This window comes from Sphingomonas sp. Leaf9 (genome assembly GCF_001421355.1).
Taxonomy (GTDB): Bacteria; Pseudomonadota; Alphaproteobacteria; order Sphingomonadales; family Sphingomonadaceae; genus Sphingomonas.
Genome location: NZ_LMKC01000002.1, coordinates 591,257 through 615,137, shown reverse-complemented (window position 1 = coordinate 615,137; position 23,881 = coordinate 591,257). Strand labels below are relative to the sequence as shown.

Genomic DNA, 23,881 nt, shown 5'->3' with positions numbered 1-23,881 from the left:
AGGGAAGACGATGAACGACGTGATCGGCCGGGTATTCGGCTTTGAAAAGGATGTGTTCGGCAGCGATGCCGACCTGTATTCGAAGCTGGCGACGGACGGGCAAAGCCCGAAGGTCCTGATGATCTCCTGCTCGGATTCGCGCGTCGTCCCCGAACATATCCTGCAGGCGAAGCCGGGCGACGTGTTCGTCATCCGCAACGCCGGTAACATTGTCCCCCCCTTCACCCAGCAGAATGGCGGCACGACCTCGACGGTCGAATATGCCGTCGCCGTGCTCGGCGTCAGCGACATCATCGTGTCGGGCCATTCGGGCTGCGGCGCGATGGGCGCGCTGATGAAGCCGGAAACCCTCGACGGCCTGCCCAGCGTCGCTGCGTGGCTGCGCCATAGCCATGCCGCGCATTCGGTGGTCGAAAACAGCTATCCTGACCTCGACGATGCCGCGGCGGTGCGTGCCGCCAGCCTGGAAAACGTCGTGGTCCAGATTTCGCACCTGCGCACCCATCCGGCGGTCGCGTCGCGCATCGCCAAGGGTGAGCTGACGCTGCACGGCTGGTTCGTCGACATCCATGCCGGCACCATCCTGGCGCTGGACGGCACGACCGGCCGGTTCGCGCCGATCAATTCGGATCGTCCGCTGCCGGTGGCGCTGCCCGCCGCCAAGCGCCTTGCCGCGGATTTCGTGACGGCCGAGGCCGCCGAATAACCAGTTCCTGCGGGTTGGCGGGGCGATTCTTCCCTCCCCCGTCTCGCCGACCGTGGGTTCCGCGCCGGGCGTGCTTCCCCCAAGCACGTCCGGCGCACCCTTTTCAAAGGCTATCGACCGTATGTCGTCGCAACCTTCCCTGATCGCCAATCTACGACAGGATCTTCCCGCCTCGATCGTGGTCGCGCTGGTCGCCCTGCCGCTGTGCCTCGGCGTCGCGCTGGCATCGGGCGCCCCGCTTTTTTCCGGGCTGATCGCCGGGATCGTCGGCGGCATCGTCGTCGGTTCCTTGAGCAAATCACCACTGTCGGTCAGCGGCCCTGCCGCCGGCCTGACCGTGATCGTGCTCGACGCGATCACCAAGCTGCCGAGCTTCGAGGCGTTCCTGCTCGCCGTATTCCTCGCGGGCTGCATGCAGATCCTGCTGTCGTTCTCGCGCTCGGGCGTGCTGGGCGAATTCGTGCCCTCGTCGGTCATCACCGGCATGCTGGCGGCGATCGGCCTGATCCTGATCCTGAAGCAGGTGCCGCACGCCATCGGTTATGACGGCGATCCGGCGGGCGATTTCCAGTTCAATCAGGGCGATGGCCTCAACACCTTCAACACCATCCTGTTCGTGCTGCGCGAACAGGTCGTGTGGGGGGCGGCGATCATTGCGGCGATCAGCATCGCGTTCCTGTTCTGGTGGGACAAGAACAAGCCCAAGGACGGCCCCTTGCGCTTCGTCCCCGGCCCGCTGGTCGTCGTTGCCGGATCGGTCGCGATGAACGCGCTGTTCGGCGCGATCGCCCCGTCGATCCAGGTAAAGCCGACCCATCTGGTCAGCGTGCCGATCGCCGATGGCCTGGGAGGCTTTGTGAAGCTGTTCAGCCTTCCCGACTTCGGCCAGATCGGCAATGCGACCGTGTGGACCGTGGCGGTGACCCTCACCATCGTCGCCAGCCTCGAATCGCTGCTGTCGGTGAAGGCGGTCGATGAACTCGATCCCAAGCGCCGGGTGACCAACAAGAATCACGAGCTGCTGGCGCAGGGCGGCGGCAACATCATCTCCGGGCTGATCGGCGGCCTGCCGGTCACGTCGGTCATCGTGCGGTCGTCGGCCAACGTCGATTCGAACGCCGCGTCGAAGATGTCGACGATCCTGCACGGCACCTGGCTGCTGCTCAGCGTGCTGCTGATCCCGTTCCTGCTCAACCTGATCCCGCTGTCGGCGCTGGCCGCGGTGCTGATCCAGACCGGCTACAAGCTGACCAAGCCCGAATTGTTCACCAAGCGGTGGAAGCAGGGCATGACCCAGTTCGTGCCGTTCGTCGTCACCATCGCCGCGATCCTGTTCACCGATCTGCTCAAGGGCATCGTCGTCGGGCTGGTCGTCGGGTTCGTGTTCGTCATCGCCCGCAATTTCCGCCCGGCAGTGACGTTCGTGCAGGACGGCGAAGGCCCAGGCGCCAGCTGCATGGTCCGCGCCAAGCGCAACCTGTATTTCATCCACAAGGTCGAGCTGACCCGCGAGCTGGAAAAGGTGCCGGACGACTGCACCGTGGTGATCGACCTGTCGGCCACCAGCTATGTCGACCTGGATAATATCGACATCATCAACGGCTTCATCAAGAACGCGCAATATCGCGGCATCAACGTGCTGGTCCGCGGCGACATCGCCGACCGCACCGCCCCGCAGATCAAGGCGCCGCGCAAGGAGGTCGCCTACGCATGAGGGAATACAAGCACCTGCTCCTCGCCAACAAGGCATGGGCCGCCGAGCGGCTGGAGGACAATCCCGACTATTTCGCGCGGCAGACCGCCGGCCAGCAGCCCGAATTCCTGTGGATCGGCTGTTCCGACAGCCGCGTCGCGCCGGACCAGCTGACCAATACCGAACCGGGCGGCATGTTCATCCACCGCAACATCGCCAATCTGGTCGATCCGAACGACCAGAACCTGATGTCGGTCGTGCAGTTCGCGGTCGAAGTGCTGAAGGTCGGCCACATCATCCTGTGCGGCCATTATGCCTGTGGCGGCATCCAGGCGGCGTTGCAGGGCGGGGTCGATGGCCATGTCCATGACTGGCTCGCCAATGCGCGCACCGTCGTCGACAACCACCGCGACGAACTGGACGCCCTGCCCGAGGATCAGCGCGCGAACCGCCTGGTCGAACTGAACGTGCATGACCAGCTGGTCCAGCTGGCGCGTACCGACATCGTGCAGCGGGCGTTTGCTGCCGGCCAGCCGCTGGAGCTCCATGGCTGGGTCTACGACCTGCGCGACGGGCTGCTGAAACCGTTGATGGAAATCGACGCGACGACGCCGCTGGAGGAAGTGGCGAAGCCGGAGAAGGTGCTGGTCTAACCCTACCCCTACTGCAAACGTCACCCCGGGCTTGACCCGGGGTCCCGCTTCTTTTTCTACGTTCTAAGGAAAGCGGGACCCCGGATCAAGTCCGGGGTGACGTGTAGGGGGGAGCGGCCCGCCCAACAAACCTACCGTACCCCCGCGCAGGCGGGGGTCCAGAGCCACGAACGCCGACGCCCGTAACCCTGGATTCCCGCCTGCGCGGGAATACGCAGACCGCATGGCGGGAATCCTACCCCGCCATCGTCATCACCGACCCCGAATCCACCCGCAAATTCGCGCCGTTCACGAAGCTCGCCGGCTTCGACACCAGGAACAGGATCGCTGCCGCGACTTCCTCGGCCTTGCCACGCCGGCCCAGCGTCATGCCGGGGCGCTCTTCCTTCAGGAAACTCTGGATCGCGCCGTCGCGATCGGTGCCCTGTTCCTCGGCGCGCTTGTCCATCATCGCATCGGTCATCGGCGTCGCGATGAACGCGGGTGACACGCTGTTCACCAGCACATTGTCGCAGCCATAGGCCTTCGACAGCCCCTTGGCCAAATTCAGCACCCCGGCCTTCGACGCGCAATATGCCAGTTCATCGACATAAGGCTGCACCGCGTCCTCGGATGCGATCAGCACGATCCGGCCGCCGCCACCCTTGCGCATCGCCGGGATCGCCTCGCGCGTCACCCGCACCGCGCCCATCAGGTTGATGTCGAGCGTCGACTGCCATCCGGCATCGTCCACCTCCAGAAAATCACCAGTCGCCCCGGTCACGCCCGCAGTGTGGACCAGGATTGTCGGATCGCCCAATTTGCCGCGCACCTGTTCGAACATCGCCTTCACGCTCGACAGGTCGGTCACATCGGCGGCAATCGCCACCACATCACCATATTCGGCCAGTTCGGCGCGCACCTGTTCCAGAGACTCCGCATCCCTGTCGCTGATCGCGACCTTCGCGCCCTCCTGCAACAGCATCCGCGCCACCTCGCGCCCCATGCCGCCATCCGCGCCCGTCACCAGCGCCAGCGCGCCGCCCAGTCCGTAATCCATGGCTCTCTCCTGTAAGGAAGCGGATCAAGCTATTGAAAGCCCAAGCGGTTCCCTGCCCGAAGGTGGTCCAGCCACTTCGCCGTCATCCCTACAGCTCGGCCCCGCCCAGGGTCGCGATCGCCTGGATCAGTGCCAGATGGCTCAACCCCTGCGGGAGATTGCCAAGATACTCCCCGGTCTGCGGATCGATCATCTCCGGCAGGATTCCGGTGCCGTGCGCCAGCGCGTCCATCGCCGCCGCCAACGCCGCCTCGGCCCGGTCATGCTGCCCCAATATCGCCCGCGCCTCGACCATCCAGAAGGTGCAGGCGAGGAAACACCCTTCCTCGCGCTCCATGCCAGTGTAGCGATAATGGAACGCGCCCGCGCCAAGCTCGCGCTCGATCGCGTCCAGCGTCCGCGCCAGCCGATCCTGCCCGTCGAAGCGGAATCGCACTGCCAGCGCCAGCGACGCATCCAGCCCCTTGGCACCGGGATAGCAGAGATACGCCCCGCGCCGCTCGTCCCAGCAATGTTCGCCGATCCAGTCCATGATCCGGTCGCGCTCGCGTGCCCAGCGGTCGCGGCAGGTCGTCGGAATCTGCCCGGCATCGGCCAGTTCGACCGCACGTTGCAGCGCCTGCCAGCAACTAATCTTGGACATGGTGTAATGCTGCACCTCCTCCAGTTCCCAGATGCCGGCGTCCTTTTGTCGCCAGCGATCGGCGCACAAATCGGCTAGATGCGACAGGGTTGCGGCACTCTCACCATCAAGGATGTTGCCGCACGCCACGAACCGCTCGGCGGTCTCAAAGATATCGCCGTAAATGCCGTGCTGATGCTGGTCCGTCGCCAGATTGCCGGTCACCACCGGCTTTGACCCGCGATAGCCGGGAATGTCGATCTCGCGCACCTCCGACACCGGATCGCCGCCCAGCGTGTAGCAGACCTTCGGCACCCCCTGCCCCAGCCGCTTCAGCAGCCAGGTGAACCCCGCCTTCGCCTCGGCATGGGCGCCGATCCGCAGGAACGCCTTGATCGTGTAGCCCGCGTCGCGGATCCAGGCATAACGATAGTCCCAATTCTTGCGGCCCCCGATCTTCTCGGGCAGCGAGGTCGTGGCGGCGGCGACGATCGCCCCGGTCGGCGAATAGAGCAGCAGCTTGAGCGCCAATGCGCTGCGGATCGCCAGTGCCCGCCGCGCCCCGTCGCAGTGCAACTGCCCCGACCAGTCGAGCGCCTGCGTCCAGTCGCGCCATTCCTTGTCGGACAGGTCGATCCGCGCGTCGATCGCCTCGATCGGCGGCACCACCAGCGGCTCGTCGGCACCCGCGACGATGGCGATCGTCGCCCGCTCGCCCTGTGCAACGGCGATCCGCCCGTCGATGCCGTCATCGCCCTGCCGGTCGATCATCACCGTGTCGCTGCACCGGACCAGCCCCAGCACCGCACCGACATGGAACACGTCATGGCCTCCGGCACGCGCGAAATAGGGGCTGACCGTATCCGCCCGCCGCCCGAAGCGCAGCGTGACGGCAAAGGCGACATGCCCGTCCAGCCCCTCGACCCGCCGCGCCAGTTCGGCCCAGGGCAACCGCCCCGCCGTGCCGCTGTTGAGGCTTTCGGTCAGCTTCGCGCGGCCCTTCGCGGTGGTGAAGATCGTCTCCAGCACGTTGCTGTCGTCGCGGTAGCGCTGCTCGCTGGTGAACGCCTCCACCGGAGTGATCGCGAAATAACCGCCCAGCGTCCCGTCGAGCAGCCGGTCGAACAGCGCGGGCGAATCCATGTTCGGCACGCACCACCAGTCGATCGACCCGTCCGCCCCCGACAACACCACCGCCCGCCCGTCGCCCAGCGCGCCATAGCGGGCGAGCGGCAGATAGCCCTCCGTATCGCGGAGCAGGGCGGGATCGGCGGCGCGGGAGCGGAACAACATGGACGCGATAACCCATGATAAGGGCCAAATGTCCGGATTGGCGGGAGATTGTCGCGGCAACGTGCGTTGGCGCTCCATTCCCATCCCCACGGAGAAAAGCTTCATGAGCATCGCGTCCGCCTTCGGGCTAGGCAAGAAGGTCCGCTACGCCGTCGTCGGCGCGGGCGACATTACCCAGCGCTCGATGCTGCCGGGTATCAAGCATACCGGCAATTCCAAGCTGGTCGCGATCGTCACCGGCGATGCGGAGAAGGCGGCGGCGCTGGCCGAAATGTACGGCGTCGACGCGACCTACAACTACGACCAGTTCCACGAATTGCTGGCATCGGGCACGATCGACGCGATCTATCTCGGCACGCCCAACTGGCGCCATGCCGAGTTCGCCATTCCGGCGCTGGCCGCCGGCATCCATGTCCTGTGCGAAAAGCCGCTGGAAATCTCTGTCGAGCAGGGTCGCGCGATTGCTGCGGCACAGGCGGCTTCGTCGGCGAAGCTGATGACCGCGTACCGCCTGCATTTCGAACCCGGCACGCTGTCGGCGATCGAGATGGTGCGCGACGGCAAGCTCGGCGATCTGGTCACCTTCTCGGCAACGTTCAGCCAGTCGCTCGACCCCGACAACCACCGCGCCAAGCACGGCATCGTCGCGGGCCCACTGTTCGACATGGGGCCGTACCCGATCAACGCCATCCGCTACCTGTTCGGCGAGGAACCGGTCGCGGTGGAATCGGCGGTCGCGACTCGGCAGGCAGGCGCGGGTTTTGGCGACCTCGACGATACCTTTGCGGTCGTGCTGCGGATGCCCGGCGACCGGCTGGCGAGCTTCACCGTCAGCTATTATGCCGGCAATGTCGATCACCTGACCATCGCCGGGACTAAGGGCAGCATCCATATCGACCCCGCCTTCGGCTATGGCGATACCCAGCATCAGACGATCACGATCGGCACCGACAAGCGTGAGGAAAAGTTCAAGCCGACCGACCAGTTCGGCGGCGAGATGAAGTATTTCTCCGACTGCATTCTCAACGGCGACGATCCCGAACCCGATGCGGAGGAAGGCATTGCCGACCTGCGCGTGATCGAAGGGATCGTCGAGGCGCTGAAGACCGGCCGCCGCGTCGACCTGCCCCCCTTCGACCGCCGCCGCCGGATCAATACGGCGACGCAGAAGCAGACGCTCTCGCCGATCACCCCGCCGGAAACGGTGAAGGCGAAGACGCCCAGCGGGGAGTGAACCTGTTCCGGTAAGGTAACCGTACCCCCGCCTGCGCGGGGGTACGGCGTCGGCATCTGCGCGTCCGGCACCCGGCGATGGCGTACCCCCGCCTGCGCGGGGGTACGGCGATTATGGGTGAGGGCTAGACGATACCCTCACCATTCCACCCCGATCTTCCCGAAATGGTCGCCGCCTTCCTGAAACCGGAACGCGTCGGCCAATTCGTCCAGCGCAAACCGCCGATCCACCACCGGCCGGATGCCCGTCGCATCCAGCGCCGCCACGAATTCCTGCTGCTCGCGCCGGCTGCCGACGATCAGACCCTGCAAGCGCGCCTGCTTCGCCATCAGCGCCGCCGTCGGCACCTCGCCGCCCATGCCGGTCAGCACGCCGATCAGCGAGATGTGCCCGCCGACCCGTACCGCCGCGATCGACTGCGCCAGCGTCGCCGGCCCGCCGACCTCGACCACATGGTCCACCCCGCGCCCCCCGGCCCAGGTCGCGACCGTGGTGCCCCAGTCGGCATCGCGGCGATAATTGACGGTAAAGTCCACGCCCAACGCCTTGGCCCGCGCCAGTTTGTCGTCGCTGGACGAGGTGATGGCGACCATCGCCCCCATCGCCTTGGCAATCTGCAAGGCCCAGATCGACACGCCGCCGGTGCCGAGCAGCAGCACCCGATCGCCGGCCTTCAACCCGCCATCGACCACCAGCGCGCGCCATGCGGTGAGGCCGGCAGTGGTGATCGTCGCCGCCTCCACCGCGTCCCAGCCCGTCGGCGCGAGCGTAAAGGCGGTTGCCGGCAACACGACGATTTCCTGCGCAAAGCCGTCGATCCCGTCACCCGGCGTGCGGCTGAAATCGCCGACGGTCGGGCCGCCATCCTGCCAGTCGGGGAAGAAGCACGACACCACGCTGTCCCCGACCGCGAAGTCGGTGACACCCTCGCCCACCGCTTCGACGATACCGGCGCCATCGGCCATCGGCACCCGGCCGTCATCGGTGGGCGACTTGCCGCTCGCCACGATATAGTCGTGGAAGTTGAGCGAACTGCCATGCAGCGCGACGCGGATCTCGCCCGCCCCCGGCTGCCCCGGATCGGCGCGCTCGACGACCTCCAGCCGGTCCAGCCCGCCGGGCGCGCGCACGATCACCGCCTTCATGCATCGTCTCCCGCGTCGGTCACCGCCTGCGTCATGCCGTTCGGCGACAGGATTTCGATCCAATAGCCATCGGGATCGGTGATGAACGCGATGTCCTTCATCCGCCCCTCGTCCGGCCGCTTGCGAAACGTCACGCCCAGTTCCTCGAACCGCGCACACGCCTTGGCCACGTCGGGCACGCTGATGCCGATATGCCCGAACCCGCGCGGGTCGTCGTTGCCGCTGTGATAGCCGGCAAAGTCGGGGTCGTCCTCGGTTCCCCAGTTATGCGTCAGCTCCAGCGTGGTTTCGCGGGTGAAGACGAACCGCGCCCGCTCCTTCGGGTCGCTGGGCACGCGCTCGCCATCGCGCAGGAAGCCGAGGAAATAGAGCGAGAACGCCGCCTCCTCGAAATCCAGCTTCTGCAACAACGTCATGCCCAGCACGTCCTGATAGAAGGCCAGGCTGGCACTGGGATCGCGCACGCGCAGCATCGTCTGGTTCAGGGTAAAGCCTTCGGTGCCGGTCGGTCGGGTCATCGCAATTTCCTCGAAAATGGTCGCCGCCGCAAACGCACGGGAACCGATTTCGCCGCCTCCACCGCCGACGCTTATGGTTGACGCGCATCGTATCCCGCGCAACGATCAATGCCATGCATTCGTCCGAAAGGCCCGCCCGCTTGTCCGCTGCCCCCCGCCTCGCGCTGATCGCGCTGCTGCTCGGCACCACGCCCGCCCTCGCCGACCCGATCCGCCAGACCAAGGGCGACTGGCAGGACAAGTTCCGCCAGCTGGAGGGCGAGGACTGGCCGACCCCGACCGATTACCGCAACGCATCGGGGGCGCCGGGCTATCGCTACTGGCAGCAGAAGGTCGATTACGACGTCAAGGTGTCGCTGAACGAAACGACGAAGGTCGTAACCGGCACGGAAACGATTCGCTATCGCAACAACTCGCCCGACGCGCTGCCCTATCTGTGGCTGCTGCTCGACCAGAACCATTACAAGCGCAACTCGATCGCCTCGCTCAGCGCGACCGTGCCCGATTCCAAATCGATCAGCATTTCCGAAATCCGTCGCCTCGAAAAGCTGAAGGATTGGGAAGGCGGCTTCACCATTTCCGCCGTGCGCGGCCCCGATGGCCAGCCGCTCGGCCACCGCGTCACCGATACGCTGCTGCGCATCGAACTGCCGCAGCCGGTGGCGGGGGGTGGCGGCGAGGTCACGCTGTCGATCGACTGGTCGTTCCCGATGGCCGAGCAGAAGGTCGTCGACGGCCGCTCGGGCTATGAATGCTTCACCGGACGCGGCGAGGACGGCAACTGCATCTTCGAAGGGGCGCAGTGGTTCCCGCGCCTCGCCGTCTATTCGGACTATGAGGGCTGGCATAACAAGGCGTTCCTCGACGCCGGCGAATTCACGCTGGAATTCGGCGACTACAAGGTCGCGCTGACCGTGCCGTCGGATCACGTCGTCTCGGCGACCGGCATCCTCCAGAACCCCGATCAGGTACTGACCGCGACCCAGCGCCAGCGGCTGGAGCAGGCCAGGTCGGCGACCACGCCGATGTACATCGTCACCCCCGACGAAGCACTCGCCGCCGAACGCGGCCGTGCGTCGGGCACGAAAACGTGGACCTTCGCCGCGCAGAATGTCCGCGACTTCGGCTGGGCATCGTCGCGCAAGTTCGCGTGGGACGCGATGAACGTGCGGCAGGACTATGCCGCCAACCCCAACGTGATGGCGATGTCCTTCTTCCCGAAGGAAGCCCGCCCGCTGTGGGACGCCTTCTCGACCAAGGCGATCGCCCACACCATCGACGTGTATGGCAAGTTCGCCTTCCCCTACCCCTATCCGGTGGCGCAGTCGGTCAACGGACCCGTCGGCGGCATGGAATATCCGATGATTACCTTCAACGGGCCGCGCCCGGTGAAGGACGCCAAGACCGGCCAGCTGACCTATACCGAACGCGCCAAGACCGGGCTGATCGGCGTGGTGATCCACGAGGTCGGGCACGACTGGTTCCCGATGATCGTCAATTCCGACGAACGCCAGTGGACGTGGATGGACGAAGGGCTGAACACCTTCCTCCAGTTCCAGGCCGAAAAGCTGTGGGACAAGAACTTCCCCTCGCGGCGGGGCGAGCCGAAGGACATTGCCGAGTATATGCTGTCCGACAATCAGGTTCCCCTGATGACGCAGTCGGATTCGGTGCTGCAGTTCGGTGCCAACGGCTACGGCAAGCCGGCCACCGCGCTCACCATCCTGCGCGAGACGGTGCTGGGGCGCGAGCTGTTCGACCGCGCCTTCCGCGAATATGCCACCCGCTGGCGCTTCAAGCGGCCGACGCCCTACGACTTCTTCCGCACGATGGAGGAAAGCTCCGGCGTCGATCTCGACTGGTTCTGGCGTGGCTGGTTCTATTCGACCGATCATGTCGATATCGCATTGGACAAGGTGGTAGAGGGCCGCATCGCCGGCGGCGATCTGGAGGCGAATGCCCGCGAACGCCGTGCGCTCGACGCCGCCGACAACACCTCGCTGACGGTGCGCAACAATGCCGGGCAAAAGACGGTGACCGAACGCGATCCGGCGACCCGCGACTTCTACGACCGGCAGGACCGTTTCGCCGTCAGCCCGCAACAGCGCCGCGACCTGGCCGAAAAGCTCGAAAAGCTGACGCCGGAGGAACGCGCCGCGTTCCAGGTGAAGGACAAGTTCTACCGCTTCTCGTTCCGCAACATCGGCGGCCTCGTCATGCCGATCCCGCTGAAGCTGACCTTCAGCGACAACAGCACCGAGATCGTCCGCATCCCCGCCGAAGTGTGGCGCTACAATCCGAAGGCGGTGACGTGGCAGTATGTCACGGGCAAGACGATCACCGGTGCGGAGGTCGATCCGCTGCTGGAAATCGCCGATGCCGACCGGTCGAACAACGTCTATCGCGGGAGCATCCGCCCGGTCGTGCTGGAGATCGAGGATATCGAGGAACTGGAAAACCGGATGAAGGATTTCGACGTGCAGGTGAAACCCGGCTCGCTCCAGACCTATGCCGCGCCGGTGTCGAAGTGAGGGCGCCGCTCGCCCTCCTCGCCGCCGTGGCGGTGATCGCCCCGGCACAGGCGCATCGTGGGCATGATTCGCTCGCCGTCGTGACCCTGGCCGATGGCAAGGTCACCGTGTCACACCGGTTCGAGGCGCACGACATCGAACCGGCCCTGTCGAAGATCGCGCCGGACGCACAGGTCAGCCTCGACGATCCCCAGGCCGTCGCCGCGCTGCAGGCCTATGTCCTCAGCCACTTCGCGCTGACGATCGATGGCAAGCCGGTCGCGCTGACCCATGTCACGACCGACCTCACCCATTCGCAGGTCCGCATCGATTATGTGGGGAAGGCCCCCCGCAAGCCGAAGACGGTCGCGGTGCGCTCGACCGTGTTGACCGACGTGTACCGCGCGCAGGTCAACCAGGTGAATGTCCGCCAGGGCAATGTGGTGAAATCCCTCACCCTGCGCGGCGGTACCGGCGGCAGCGTGACGCTGTAACCTCCACTACGCCCGTCACCCCGGGCTTGACCCGGGGTCCCGCTTCTTCTGCTGCTGCAGCCTAGCCAACAACCGCGACCCCGGATCAAGTCCGGGGCGACGAATCACCGCGCGCACCCCGCCCGCAACGCCGCCACCCGCGCGGCGCTCAGCACCCCGCGATGCGCGCCGCACGGTCGCCCATCGCCACCGATCGCGACGCTGAACGGCAACCCCGCCGTCCCGCCGAACACATCCTCGCGGATCACCGCCATCGTCGCCGCGTCGGGCATCCAGCGTTCGGCGACCGGCACCCCGGCCATCATCGCCACCGTCGCCCGCCCGCGATCGACCGGCACGACCAGCATCCGCCACGGCCCCGCTGCGTCGCGCAGCGCGGGCAGGCCGGCGATCTCGCCATGGCATGGCGCGCACCACGACGCGACGAACAGCAGGATCGCACGCGGGGGATAGGCCGGCGTCGCCGCCCCCGCCGGCATCGCCGCCAGCATCAGCGCGACCGCCCAGCCGCCAAACCCCGCCCCACGCTTCATCGCATCCCCCATCGACGCTGTAATGATGCCGTGCTTTGTTCGCGTCGAACAGGGGGGAACATGCTCGAACCGATTCTGCACGGCCTGATGGCCATCGCCCAGGCGACGACGCCCGCCGCTCCGGCCAAGCCATTGCCATTGCAGGCGCAATTCGACGCCGCCAACGCCGCCTACGGCACCCGCAACTGTGCGGAGGCGGTGAAGCTGTACGAGGCGCTCGAACGGCGTACCACGACCAGCAGGAACGCGTTGCTGACCGGCGCGATCGCGGTGCGCGGCGGCATCTGCCGCATCCGGATCGGCGACCGCGAGGGCGGAATCGCCGCGATCCGGCGCGGCCTGCCCGCCCTGTCCGCCAAGCCGGAGGAGTTCACCGCCGATATCGGCGCGGCGAACATCGCGCTCGGCGATGCGGCGTTCGACGCCTTCGACTATGACGCGGCGACCACCGCGTACAAGACCGCGCTGGACCTGTCGAAAGGGGTCGAGCGTGTCATCCCGCTGCTCGCCCTCGCCCGCACGCTGGCGTTCGACCATGACGGGCGCGCGCTCGCCTATGCCGAGGAGGCGAAGCGGCTGGCCGAGGCCGAGCCGACGATCGACAAGACCACGCTGGCGGCGGTGCAGACCCGCTATGCCCGCGTCCTGCTGAACGACGGGCGCACCGCCGACGCCTATACCGTGCTGAAGGATTCGCTGAAGAAACAGGGCGGGCTGGACGACCGGGTAACCCTGTCCGAAATCGCCACCCGTGCCGATCTGGCGCAGGCCGCGCTGCTGACCGGCGACCGCCAGCGCGCGCGCACCTATCTCGCCTATACCGGCGCGGGGCGGCTGGAAAAGGCGCCCTTCGCCGGCGCGCGACAGATGGACCTGCCGCCGTGCGGCGCCGCCACCGGCCTGAAGCCCGCCGATGTCGCGGTCATCGAATTCTCGCTGGGCGACGACGGCATCGTCCGCAACGTGACGCCGGTCTACACCACCGGCAACCGCGCGGTCGCGCTCGCCTTTGCCCGCGCCGTCGGCGACTGGTCGTGGCTGCCGGCCGACGCCACCGCGATCCCCGCCTTCTGGCGGCAATCGGCGCGGGTCGAGCTGCGCTGTTCGACCGCCGCGTCACGCCCGTCGATCACCCAGCCGCTGGACGATGCGTTCGAGGCGTGGTTGGCATCGAAGGGATCGGCCCCCTTCGCCTGGGCCGACCTGCCCGCCGCCCGCGCGCTGCCGCTGGCGCAGGCCGAGGTGCAGCGCGCGCGTGCCGCCGGTGACCGCATCGCCGAACTGCGCGCGCTCGGCTGGCTGTTCAATTCACAACTGGTCAATGCCGAGGACTCGCGCCCGCTGATCGCCGAGGCGCTGTCGCTGGCGCAGGCGACGGGCGCCCCGGTCGCCGTCACCACCCGCTTCCGCCTGAGCGAAGCCTATGTCGCGGCGAAAAGCTATGCGCAGGTCGTCGACGGCTTCCGTGCGATCCTGCGCCGGCCGGAGGTGGCGGCCGATCCGCTGTCGGCCGCGACGGTGCGGATGATGCTCGCCAACAGTTCGAACGACGTGCGCGGTGCCGAACGCACGCAACTGGTCGATGCGGTGCTGGCCTCGCCGCTGCCTGATACCCATCCGCTGAAGGTCGCCGCGCTGCTCAACCGCGCCGACCTGTCGGCACAGGGCGGCGACACCGCCGCCGCGCAGGCCGCGTTCCGTCGCACCGGCCTCAGCAGCGACCAGTGCGCGCTGATCGCCCCGACCCCCGTCGTCGCCAGATCAGGGGCGACCAGCGGCGGTTATCCCCGGGCCGCGCTGGAAATGGGGTTCGAAGGCTGGGCAAAGGTCGAATTCGACATCGCCGCCGACGGCCATACGCTGACCCCGCGCACGATCGCCGCCTATCCGCCGTTCGTGTTCGGCGATGCCGCGCAGGAAATGGTGACCGCCACCCGCTTTCGCAGCAGCTATCGCCCCGACAACAACACCGCCTGCACCGGCAATACGCAGCGCTTCATGTTCCAGCTGCCGCGCTGACCGGCAGCGTGACGGCGGCGACCAGCCCGCCGCCGTCCGCCGCCTCCAGTTCCAGCCGCCCGCCATAGAGCACCGCCAGATCGCGAACGATGGCGAGGCCGAAACCATGCCCGTCGCCCCGCTCGTCCAGCCGCACGCCGGGATCGGTCGCCCGCACCCGGTCGGCGGCGGGGATGCCGGGGCCGTCATCACTGACCGACAGGCGGACCATCGCCCCGGCGCGCACCGCCTGCACGACGACGCTCGACCGGGCGTGGCGCGCCGCATTGTCGATCAGATTGCCGGCCAATTCGTCCAGATCGGCCGCATCGACCGCGACCGTCACCGCGACGATATCCGCCGTGACCGTCACCCCGCCGCCTCGATGCAGCGCACGCACCACGTCCACCAGCGCCTCGACTGCGGGCCTGAGCGCCGTCGCCGCCCGCCGGTCGACCACCCCGCCGCGCGCCCGCGACAAATGGTGGCGGATGGTCGCATCGATCCGCGCCACCTGGCCCGCCCTGGGATCGTCGCCCAGATCGAGCGCCAGCGTCGCCACCGGCGTCTTCAGCGCATGCGCCAGATTGGCCGCCGACGCCCGCGCCGTCTCCAGCGCCGCCGCATTCTCCCGCACCAGCGCGTTCAGCTCGACTGCCAGCGGCCGCAGTTCGTCGGGCTGGTCCTCCGGCACATCGCCCGCCACGCCAGTCCGCACCGCCGCCACCCGTTCGCGCAGGGTCCTGAGCGGCCGAAGCCCCAGCCGCAGCTGCACGAGGGTCGCCACCGCCAGCAGCAGCGCTACGATCGCCAGCGTCGCCAGCAGCGGCAGCATCGCCCCCCGCAACGGCTGCTCGATCGCCGCGCGCGGCACCGCGACGCCCAGCCGCACCGGCCCCGCCGGCGTCTCGCGCAGCTGGATCAGCCCGTGCATCCGCGAGCCATCGGCCAGTTCGGTATCGAACGGTGTTCCCTCCGCCCGGGCGAGCGGCGGACGCGGCCCGCGCGGCGGCGGCACCGCGATCGGCAGCATCGCACTGCCCAGCGCTCCGCCCGGCGCGTCGATCGTCCAAACCCCGCCCCGTGCAAAGCCGTCCTCCACCCCCGGCCGCGCCAACAGTGCGCCGTCGATGCTGCCATCGGGACGCACCACTGCGCCCAGCAACTGCAACCGGTCGGCCAGCCGTTCGTCGACACCATGCGTCACGAACCGCTCCAGCACCCCGCCGATCGCGACTCCCGCCACCGGCAGCGCGACCAGCGTCGTCACGACCGACAGCGCCAGCATCCGGGCGTGGATCGACCGCGGCACCCTCACGCCTCCCCCGCCGTCAGCCGATATCCCCGCCCGCGCACCGTCTCGATCAGCGACGCGCCGATCTTCTTGCGCAGCCGCCCGATGATGACCTCCAGACTGTTGGAATCGACATCGGCATCGCCCTCATAGACCCGCTCCATCAGGTCCAGCCGCTCGATCACCGCCTCCTTCGCCAGCATCAGCGCGGCCAGCACCCGGTGTTCCAGCGCGGTCAGCTTGATCGGCAGCCCGTCCAGCTCGAACACCCCGGTCTGCGTCTCGTACGCCAGCGGCCCGCACGCGATCCGCGTCGCGCCATGCCCGGCCGACCGCCGCACCAGCGCGCGCAGCCGCATCATCAGTTCCTCGATCCGGAACGGCTTGGTCAGGAAATCGTCGGCGCCGGCCTTGAACCCGGCCACCTTGTCCGACCACCCGTCGCGCGCGGTCAGCACCAGCACCGGCAGGTCGCGCCCACCCTCGCGCCAGCCTTTCAGCACCGCCGTCCCCTCGCGGTCGGGCAGCCCCAGGTCGAGCACCGCCACGTCATAGCGCTCGGTCTCGCCCAGATGCTGTGCATCGATCCCGCTGGCACACAGGTCGACCGCGCATTGTTCGCCGCGCAATGCCCGCGCGATGGCGGGGCCCAGATCGGGATCGTCCTCGACTAACAAGATGCGCATCGTTCTTATCTCTTCCCGCCACGCCCCCCCGTTCGTGCTGAGTAGGGACCGAGTTTGTCGAAGGCCCGTATCGAAGCATTCCCTCATCAGGGTCTTTCGATACGCCCTTTCGACGTTGCTCGATGGCTACGCAGGACGAACGGCAGTGCCAATGCCAACGCCGCTTAAACCGAAACTGAACCGCCGGGTTCAGCGTGGCGAGGGCGCGAATCGCTACAACGGCTTCATCGAACAACGAAGGAGTGAAGCACATGGCGAAATTGTCTTTGGGCAGCACCGGCAAGCTCGGCCTCGGCGTCGCAATTGGCCTTGCCATCGGCGCGGCGGGCGGGGCGAGCGCAGTGTCGCTGACCCGGCCCGGCGTCGAAATGGCCCCGACCATCGCGACCCCGGTCGCGCGCCTTGCCAGCAGCAGCGGCGTGGTGACGGTCAAGGGCCGCGTGGCGGAGGTCTATGGCGACCGCTTCGTGGTGCAGGACGGCAGCGGCAAGGCGATGGTCGACGGTGCCCGCGACGCGGGCGTGACGAAGGGCGCACCGGTGCAGGTGCAGGGCCGCTATGACGATGGACAGCTGCGCGCATCCTATGTCGTCGATGCGGCGGGCAAGGTGACGCCGGTCGGCCCGCCGCCGTCCCGCCCCGGCCACGGCCCCGAAGGTCGCGGCCCCGGCCCGCATGGTCCGGGTGGTCCCGACGCACGCGGTCCCGGTGGCCCCGGCGGTCCCGGCGGTCCGGGTTGCGCCCCGGGTGCGATGCCCCCGCCCCCGCCGCCCACCGATGGCGCAGCCCCGCCGCCCCCGCCGGCGAACGGGCAGCTCCCGCCGCCCCCGCCGGTTGGCGCCGCTCCGGCAGGAACCCCGCCGGTAGCCAATGCGCCGGCACCGGCTCCAGTCCGGGCAACCCGCTAACCCAACCCCAATCGTGCCTCTGCCTCCGCCGAGGTACGTCGGGGAAGAACAGCCCCCACCAACCAACTGCCGTACCCCCGCGCAGGCGGGGGTCCAGGGCCACATACGCAGGCGCTTGTTTGCGTGGCCCTGGATCCCCGCCTGCGCGGGGATACGCCTGACCGAGACGGATGCAACGTCCGCATCGCACCTGGATCCCCGCCTGCGCGGGGATACGCCCATGCGCGGTCCACCGGCCGGTACCCCCCGGCAACCGCCTTCGCAGCGATACCCCAACACCCCCAAGACAAACCGAACCAACCCGTGTAGGGCGACCCGCCGCTGCCCGGAGCCCTCCCCATGTCCCTCGGCCTAGATTTCGGCACCACCAATTCCGTCCTCGCCCGCGCCGATGCCGATGGCGCGACCCTCGTACCGCTCGACGGCCCCGATGGTGCCGACGCCGTGTTCCGCTCGGCGCTGTGCTTCTGGCAGGATGATGTGCCCGGCGGCATCGCGGTGGAGGCGGGCCCGTGGGCGATCGACGAATATCTGCAATTCCCCGAAGGCTGCCGGTTCCTGCAATCGTTCAAGTCGGTCGCCGCCAGCCCCAGCTTCGACACCGCGCCGATCTTCACCAAACGCTACCGGTTCGAAGACCTCGGCCGCGCCTTCCTCGACCGGCTCGCCGCCCGCGCGCATGGCGTGCTGAACGGGGCAAGGCGGATCGTCGTCGGCCGCCCGATCACCTATGCCGGCCACCGCCCCGACGAAGCGCTCGCGAGGACGCGCTACGATGCGATGTTCGCCGCGTTAGGTGCTGAAGTGGCCTATGTCTACGAGCCACTCGGCGCCGCATTCAGTCATGCCGCGACGCTGGAGGAGGCCGCGACCATCCTCGTCGCCGATTTCGGCGGCGGCACCAGCGACTTTTCAGTCGTGCGCCTCGAAACCCCCGGCAGCGAGCGCCGCGCCCGGCCGCTCGGCCATGCCGGCATCGGCATCGCCGGCGACCAGTTCGATCGCCGCATCCTCGACAAGCTCGTCCTGCCGCTCTTGGGCAAGGGCGGCACCTATCGTTCGTTCGACAAGGTGCTGGAGATTCCGGCGGGCCATTTCACCGACTTCACCGACTGGTCGCGCTTGGCGCTGATGCGCAATCGCAAGACGATGGCCGAACTCGACAAGCTCCGCCGCGCCGCGACCGATCCCGCCGCGATCGAACGGATGATCGCGGTGATCGAGGGTGAACAGGGCTACCCGCTCTACGACGCGGTCGGACAGGTGAAGCGCGCCCTGTCACGCGGCGACGAAGCGACCTTCGCGTTCGAAGGGGGCGGCATCGCTATCAAGGCGCAGGTGACGCGCGACCAGTTCGAACAATGGATCGCCGACGATCTCGCCCGGATCATGGCGACCGTCGACCGCGCGCTGGACGTGGCGGGGCTGGAGCCGGACGCGATCGACCGCGTGTTCCTGACCGGCGGCACCTCGCTCACCCCCGCCATCCGCCGCGCCTTTGCCGACCGGTTCGGGGAAGGCCGGCTGGCATCGGGCAACGAACTGACCTCGGTCGCCCACGGCCTCGCGCTGATCGGCCAGCAGGAGGACGTTGCGGCCTGGACGGCGTGAGCTTTCCTACACGCCGGCGGGATGGCAAACTCGGCATCGCTCTTTGAACCGTCCGTTTGAACCACGTCGCCTTATGAACGGCCGTGCCCCCGCGCAGGCGGGGGCCCAGAACCCAGCAGAACAATGGTTGCTTTTGACGCCCTGGACCCCCGCCTGCGCGGGGGCACAAAAGCTGCAATTTCGCCAAGGCACCGACACCACGCAAAACGCGCACGAGTGTGAACTTAGTGAACTTTGGCCCCATTCGTCACCGCCCCCCGCACCATCAGCGCCCGCGTGACGCCGTTGGTCCATCCGAACCCGTCCTGCAGCGGATATTCCCCGCCACCGCCCGGCTTCACCTCCTCGACGTCATATTTCTCGACCAGCTTGCCCGACGCGGCATATTCGCGCGCGACGCTCGCCAGGAAGCGCTGCGCGATCTTGTCGGCCAGCGCGCGGTTGCCGGTGCGGTCCAGCCCGGCGACCGCGATCCATTGCAGCGGTGCCCAGCCATTGGGCTTGTCCCATTGCTGCCCGGTATCGACCGTGGTGGTCCGCAAGCCCCCCGGTGCCAGCAACTGCCGCTCGATCGTGCCCGCCACCCGTGCCGCGCGTGGCCCCGTCGTCAGCCCGACGAACAGCGGATAGGCCGTCGCCGCCGTCACCCCGTCGCGCAGCAGCAGCCGCTTGACGTCATAGTCGCCATAACGCCCTTCCGCCTCGCTCCACAGCCAGCGATCGATCGCCGCACCCCGCTTCGCCGCCCGATCGGCAAAATCCCGTGCCGTCGCCGCGTCGCCCGCCTTTGCCGCGCCCTCGGCAATCGCCTGCTCCATGCCCCACAACAGGCTGTTCAGGTCGGCAGGCAATATGCTGGTCGTATCGATCGTCGCCAGCGTCCTGCCATCGGCCAGCCAGCGCGATGAGAAGTCCCAGCCGCTCTCCGCCCCGGCGCGCAGCTCACGATAGGTGTCGCCGGCCGGTCGCCCGGCGACATTCGCCGTCTCGACATCCTCGCGCCACGACTCGTCGCGGGGGGTGGTCCGCGCGTCCCAATAATGTTGCAGCACCGCCCCGCCGGGCAGGGTCACCGACCGTTCGGGCGAAGTGAAGAACGCATGTTCGCGCTTCAGCGCCGCCAGCCGCCGGGCGGCGACCTTCGGATCGCGGTTCTGCGACAACCCCATCATCAGGTACAGGAACGGCGGCTGCGACCGGCTGAGATAATAGCTGCGCGTGCCGTTGGGCACATGGCCATACCGCTCGACCAGATCGACGAAGCCGTCGAGCATCGATTCGACCAGATCCTGCCGCCCGTCGGCGACCAGCCCCAGCATCGTGAAATAGCTGTCCCAATAATACAGCTCGCGAAACCGCCCACCCGGCACGACGAACCGGTCGCCGACCGCCAGCGCGCTCGACCCGGTGGGTGGCGTCACCGGCTCCCGCGTCAGGTGTGGCCAAAGTCCGGCGATATGCCGCTCGATCGGCAGGCGCGGGCCATGATCGGACTCGGGCACCGGGGCTAGGCCGGGCACGTCGAAATTGGCCAGCACGAACGCCTTCAGCGCGGCGTCATCGAAATTACCCTTGCGGAAATCGGCCAGGATCGCGGCATCGGGCCGCCTGGGCACCGCATCGACAAAGGTTTTTCCGTCGGGAAAGATGCGCCGCATCTGGACCGCTTCGAACAACGGCCCGAACCGGTCGGCGGGCGTGGGCACCGCGGCGGAGCGCATCGCTTGGCCACCGGTCGCCGGGCGCGGCCCGTCCGCCATGGTGCAGCCCGCCAGCAGGGCCGGCATCAGCCAGCGACAGGTTCGAACGATGGACATGGCACCCCCGGATAGTTGCGATACCGGTTCAATCCGCAACCGCCGGGGGTGTTCCGTCTTGCTCAGAGGTCGTGCCCCTTACGCCACCGTCTGCTCGATCACGCCGAAGATCGGATGATGCCGGTCATCCTCGGCCCAGATGCGCACCGTGTCCCCGCTTTGCAGGAACGGCGTCTGCGCCTCGCCACCGCGGATCGTCTCGACCGTGCGGAGTTCCGCCAGGCAGGAATAGCCGACGCCGCCGTCCGCCACCGGCTTGCCCGGACCACCATCCCCGTCGCGGTTCGACACCGTGCCCGACCCGATGATCGTGCCCGCACCCAACGCGCGCGTCTTGGCGGCATGCGCGATCAGCGTGCCGAAATCGAACGTCATGTCCTCGCCCGCCTGCGCCCGCCCGAACGGCTTGCCGTTCAGGTCGACGCACATCCGCCGGTGCAGCTTGCCGTCCTGCCACCAGTCGCCCAGCGCGTCGGGCGTGACGAACACGGGCGAAAAGGCCGAAGCCGGCTTCGACTGGAAGAACCCGAACCCCTTGGCCAGCTCGCCCGGAATAAGGCCACGCAGCGACACGTCGTTGGTCAACCCGACCAGCCGCACCGCCGCCAGCGCCTCCTCGCGCGACGCACCCAGGGCAACGTCGCCGGTCACGACCACCACCTCGGCCTCGAAATCGCAGCCCCACGCCGCATCGCCGAGCGGGATCGGATCGCGCGGGGACAGGAAGCCGTCCGACCCGCCCTGATACATCAGCGGATCGTGCCAGAACGTCTCGGGCATCTCCGCCCCGCGCGCCTGTCGCACCAGCGCGACATGGTTCACATAGGCCGACCCGTCCGCCCACTGATACGCCCGCGGCAGCGGCGACGCGGCGTCGCGTTCATGGAAGCGTTCCTTGGGGATCACGTCATGGTCGAGGTCGGTCGCCAGATTGCGCAGGTCGCCCTCATAGGCGTCCCAATCGTCCAGCGCCGCCTGCAACGTCGGCACGATCCCGCTCGCATCGGCATACCAGGCAAGGTCGTTCGACACGACGACCAACCGGCCATCCCGGCCGTGCTTGAGGCTCGCGAGTTTCATGCGGCACACTCTCCTTTACTGTTCTGCCCCCGGTTTGCGCGCCGTCGCGCGTAATGTCGAGCCGCCGTCTACACGCTTCGTTAGGATGTGCCGATGCAGGGTCGAATGCCGAAGGGAGCGTCGCCCATGCAACTCGAACGCCACACGCTGATCGCGGAACACGCCGAACTGGGCGCGATGCTCGGCGACCTGTTGCGCCATGCCGCGCAGCGTCCGCCGCCCATCGCCGATATCGCGCAGGTCCGCTGGCGGATGAGCCGCCTGCTGCTCGCCCATCTGGCGAAGGAGGACCGGCTGCTCCACCCGCTGCTCCAGCGCAGCGGCGACCCGGCTGCCATCCGCCTCTCGCAACAATTCGAGGCGGAGATGGGCGGGCTGTCCGACGCTTTCAAAGCCTATATGCAGGATTGGGACGCCCGGCGGATCGAGGCGGACCCCGCCGCCTTCGAAGCGGCGTCGCGGGCGCTGGCGGCGGCGCTGGCCGACCGCATCCGGCGCGAGGAAACGCAACTCTATCGTCACATTCCCGCCGCGCCCCCTGCGCGCACGGTGGACGCGGGGCGCGTAGCGCCCTAGTGCAGCGCGGAAACGCGCATTGCATGAGGGTATGGACGTGGCGAACGTAGCGGTGATCGGCGCCCAATGGGGTGACGAGGGCAAGGGCAAGATCGTCGACTGGCTGGCGGAACGCGCCGACATGGTCGTCCGGTTTCAGGGCGGGCACAATGCCGGCCACACGCTGGTCGTCGGCGGCACCACCTATAAATTGTCGCTGCTCCCCTCGGGCATCGTGCGCGGCACGCCGTCGATCGTCGGCAACGGCGTCGTGCTCGATCCATGGGCACTGAAGGCGGAAGTCGAGCGTCTGCGCGAACAGGGCGTGTCGGTCACCCCGGACACGCTGATGATCGCCGAGACCTGTACGCTGATCCTCCCCTTCCACCGCGACCTCGACGGTCTGCGCGAGGATGCCAGCGGCGCGGGCAAGATCGGCACCACCCGCCGCGGCATCGGCCCGGCGTATGAGGACAAGGTCGGCCGCCGCGCGATCCGCGTGTGCGACCTCGCCCATCTCGACCAGCTGGAACCGCAGCTCGACCGCCTGACCGCGCATCACGACGCGCTGCGCGCCGGCTTCAACGAACCCGCTGTCGACCGCGCCGCGCTGATCGCCGAACTGCGCGAGATCGCCGATTTTGTGCTGCCCTATGCCCAGCCGGTGTGGCGCGTGCTGGCGCAGGCCAAGGCAAACGGCAAGCGCATCCTGTTCGAAGGGGCGCAGGGCGTGCTGCTCGACATCGACCACGGCACTTACCCGTTCGTCACCTCGTCCAACACCATCGCCGGCACCGCGGCGGGCGGGTCGGGCATGGGTCCGGGCGCGGTCGGCTTCGTGCTGGGCATCGCCAAGGCGTACACCACCCGCGTCGGCTCCGGCCCGTTCCCGACCGAGCTGGAGAACGACACCGGCGAGCGTTTGGGCGTGCGCGGCCATGAATTCGGCACCGTGACGGGGCGCAAGCGCCGCTGCGGCTGGTTCGACAGCGTGCTGGTGCGGCAGGCGGCGGCGGTCGGCGGCATCACTGGTATTGCGCTGACCAAGATCGACGTGCTCGACGGGTTCGAGGAAGTGGCGATCTGCACCGGTTATCGCCTCGGCGACCAGGTGCTCGACTATTTCCCCGCCCATGCCGCCGAACAGGCGAAGGTGGAGCCGATCTACGAAACCATGCCCGGCTGGTCGGAATCGACCGCAGGTGCGCGCAGCTGGGCCGAACTGCCGGCACAGGCGATCAAGTATATCCGCCGCATCGAGGAACTGATCCAGTGCCCGGTGACGCTGGTATCGACCAGCCCGGAACGCGACGACACGATCCTGGTCCGCGACCCCTTCGCGGATTGATAGGTCATTCCATTTGAACGGTCGGAAATCCCATTGAAACCGTTCGTGCTGAGTAGGGGCTGAGCGAAGTCGAAGACCCGTATCGAAGCACCTGCGCCTCAGGTCCTTCGATACGCCATTTCGACAGGCTCAATGGCTACTCAG

Annotated in this window: 20 protein-coding genes; 11 read left to right on the top strand and 9 right to left on the bottom strand. The window is 67.8% G+C overall.

Annotation, left to right across the window (positions count from 1 at the left end):
• Window positions 1–10: 10 nt before the first annotated feature.
• From ASE58_RS06775 to ASE58_RS06765, 3 genes are all read left to right on the top strand, one after another.
• Complete coding sequence (locus ASE58_RS06775) at window positions 11–706, top strand: carbonic anhydrase (protein WP_055763126.1); 696 nt, start codon at window positions 11–13, stop codon at window positions 704–706.
• A gap of 121 nt (window positions 707–827) precedes the next feature.
• Window positions 828–2,420, top strand: a complete 1,593-nt coding sequence (locus tag ASE58_RS06770; protein WP_055819077.1) for a SulP family inorganic anion transporter — start codon at window positions 828–830, stop codon at window positions 2,418–2,420.
• Window positions 2,417–3,052: a carbonic anhydrase gene (locus ASE58_RS06765; protein WP_055819074.1), complete on the top strand. Its 636-nt coding sequence runs from the start codon at window positions 2,417–2,419 to the stop codon at window positions 3,050–3,052. Before ASE58_RS06770 ends, ASE58_RS06765 begins: the two co-directional genes overlap by 4 nt.
• Before the next feature lie 235 nt (window positions 3,053–3,287).
• On the opposite strand, the gene ASE58_RS06760 is transcribed toward ASE58_RS06765, so the two are convergent.
• Entirely contained in the window at window positions 3,288–4,091 is an 804-nt protein-coding gene (locus ASE58_RS06760) for an SDR family NAD(P)-dependent oxidoreductase (RefSeq protein ID WP_055819071.1), read from the bottom strand.
• Window positions 4,092–4,179: 88 nt separating this feature from the next.
• Entirely contained in the window at window positions 4,180–6,006 is a 1,827-nt protein-coding gene (locus ASE58_RS06755) for a glycoside hydrolase family 15 protein (RefSeq protein WP_055819068.1), read from the bottom strand.
• Window positions 6,007–6,109: 103 nt separating this feature from the next.
• On the opposite strand from ASE58_RS06755, the gene ASE58_RS06750 reads away from it, so the two are divergent.
• Window positions 6,110–7,240: a Gfo/Idh/MocA family protein gene (locus ASE58_RS06750; RefSeq protein WP_055819065.1), complete on the top strand. Its 1,131-nt coding sequence runs from the start codon at window positions 6,110–6,112 to the stop codon at window positions 7,238–7,240.
• Window positions 7,241–7,377: 137 nt separating this feature from the next.
• On the opposite strand, the gene ASE58_RS06745 is transcribed toward ASE58_RS06750, so the two are convergent.
• Window positions 7,378–8,385 carry a zinc-dependent alcohol dehydrogenase family protein gene (locus ASE58_RS06745; protein ID WP_055819061.1) on the bottom strand — a complete coding sequence of 336 codons (1,008 nt, stop codon included), beginning with the start codon at window positions 8,383–8,385 and terminating at the stop codon, window positions 7,378–7,380.
• Entirely contained in the window at window positions 8,382–8,903 is a 522-nt protein-coding gene (gene gloA / locus ASE58_RS06740) for a lactoylglutathione lyase (RefSeq protein WP_055819058.1), read from the bottom strand. Before gloA ends, ASE58_RS06745 begins: the two co-directional genes overlap by 4 nt.
• Before the next feature lie 140 nt (window positions 8,904–9,043).
• Between gloA and ASE58_RS06735 the strand changes: the two genes are divergently transcribed.
• Together ASE58_RS06735 and ASE58_RS06730 are read left to right on the top strand one after the other, a co-directional pair.
• A complete protein-coding gene (locus ASE58_RS06735) occupies window positions 9,044–11,434 on the top strand; it encodes a M1 family metallopeptidase (protein WP_235513521.1) in 2,391 nt (796 codons plus the stop codon).
• The gene (locus ASE58_RS06730; protein ID WP_055763102.1) at window positions 11,431–11,907 is read left to right on the top strand and encodes a DUF6702 family protein; all 477 of its coding nucleotides are present in this window, start codon (window positions 11,431–11,433) and stop codon (window positions 11,905–11,907) included. Before ASE58_RS06735 ends, ASE58_RS06730 begins: the two co-directional genes overlap by 4 nt.
• Window positions 11,908–12,011: 104 nt before the next feature.
• Here the strand turns inward: ASE58_RS06730 and ASE58_RS18125 are convergent, their stop codons facing one another.
• Entirely contained in the window at window positions 12,012–12,440 is a 429-nt protein-coding gene (locus tag ASE58_RS18125; RefSeq protein ID WP_156348641.1) for a TlpA family protein disulfide reductase, read from the bottom strand.
• Between the two features lie 60 nt (window positions 12,441–12,500).
• Between ASE58_RS18125 and ASE58_RS06720 the strand changes: the two genes are divergently transcribed.
• Complete coding sequence (locus ASE58_RS06720) at window positions 12,501–14,459, top strand: energy transducer TonB (protein ID WP_055819056.1); 1,959 nt, start codon at window positions 12,501–12,503, stop codon at window positions 14,457–14,459.
• On the opposite strand, the gene ASE58_RS06715 is transcribed toward ASE58_RS06720, so the two are convergent.
• Complete coding sequence (locus ASE58_RS06715; RefSeq protein ID WP_235513520.1) at window positions 14,437–15,750, bottom strand: sensor histidine kinase; 1,314 nt, start codon at window positions 15,748–15,750, stop codon at window positions 14,437–14,439. The two genes, ASE58_RS06720 and ASE58_RS06715, sit on opposite strands and share 23 nt — an antisense overlap.
• A 2-nt stretch (window positions 15,751–15,752) precedes the next feature.
• The gene (locus ASE58_RS06710; RefSeq protein ID WP_055819052.1) at window positions 15,753–16,418 is read right to left on the bottom strand and encodes a response regulator; all 666 of its coding nucleotides are present in this window, start codon (window positions 16,416–16,418) and stop codon (window positions 15,753–15,755) included.
• A gap of 251 nt (window positions 16,419–16,669) precedes the next feature.
• On the opposite strand from ASE58_RS06710, the gene ASE58_RS17875 reads away from it, so the two are divergent.
• Together ASE58_RS17875 and ASE58_RS06700 are read left to right on the top strand one after the other, a co-directional pair.
• Window positions 16,670–17,326 (top strand): hypothetical protein, encoded by a 657-nt coding sequence (locus ASE58_RS17875; protein ID WP_156347643.1) that lies wholly within the window; start codon window positions 16,670–16,672, stop codon window positions 17,324–17,326.
• 339 nt (window positions 17,327–17,665) lie between these two features.
• The gene (locus tag ASE58_RS06700; protein WP_055819047.1) at window positions 17,666–18,937 is read left to right on the top strand and encodes an Hsp70 family protein; all 1,272 of its coding nucleotides are present in this window, start codon (window positions 17,666–17,668) and stop codon (window positions 18,935–18,937) included.
• A 224-nt stretch (window positions 18,938–19,161) separates the two neighbouring features.
• Here the strand turns inward: ASE58_RS06700 and treF are convergent, their stop codons facing one another.
• Together treF and ASE58_RS06690 are read right to left on the bottom strand one after the other, a co-directional pair.
• Complete coding sequence (gene treF / locus ASE58_RS06695; RefSeq protein ID WP_082467732.1) at window positions 19,162–20,754, bottom strand: alpha,alpha-trehalase TreF; 1,593 nt, start codon at window positions 20,752–20,754, stop codon at window positions 19,162–19,164.
• Between the two features lie 78 nt (window positions 20,755–20,832).
• Window positions 20,833–21,834, bottom strand: a complete 1,002-nt coding sequence (locus ASE58_RS06690) for a fumarylacetoacetate hydrolase family protein (protein WP_055819044.1) — start codon at window positions 21,832–21,834, stop codon at window positions 20,833–20,835.
• A 126-nt stretch (window positions 21,835–21,960) separates the two neighbouring features.
• Here ASE58_RS06690 and ASE58_RS06685 point away from each other — a divergent pair, with 126 nt between their 5' ends.
• Together ASE58_RS06685 and ASE58_RS06680 are read left to right on the top strand one after the other, a co-directional pair.
• Window positions 21,961–22,410, top strand: a complete 450-nt coding sequence (locus ASE58_RS06685) for a hemerythrin domain-containing protein (RefSeq protein ID WP_055819041.1) — start codon at window positions 21,961–21,963, stop codon at window positions 22,408–22,410.
• Between the two features lie 37 nt (window positions 22,411–22,447).
• The gene (locus tag ASE58_RS06680) at window positions 22,448–23,737 is read left to right on the top strand and encodes an adenylosuccinate synthase (protein WP_055819616.1); all 1,290 of its coding nucleotides are present in this window, start codon (window positions 22,448–22,450) and stop codon (window positions 23,735–23,737) included.
• The last annotated feature ends 144 nt before the right edge of the window (window positions 23,738–23,881 follow it).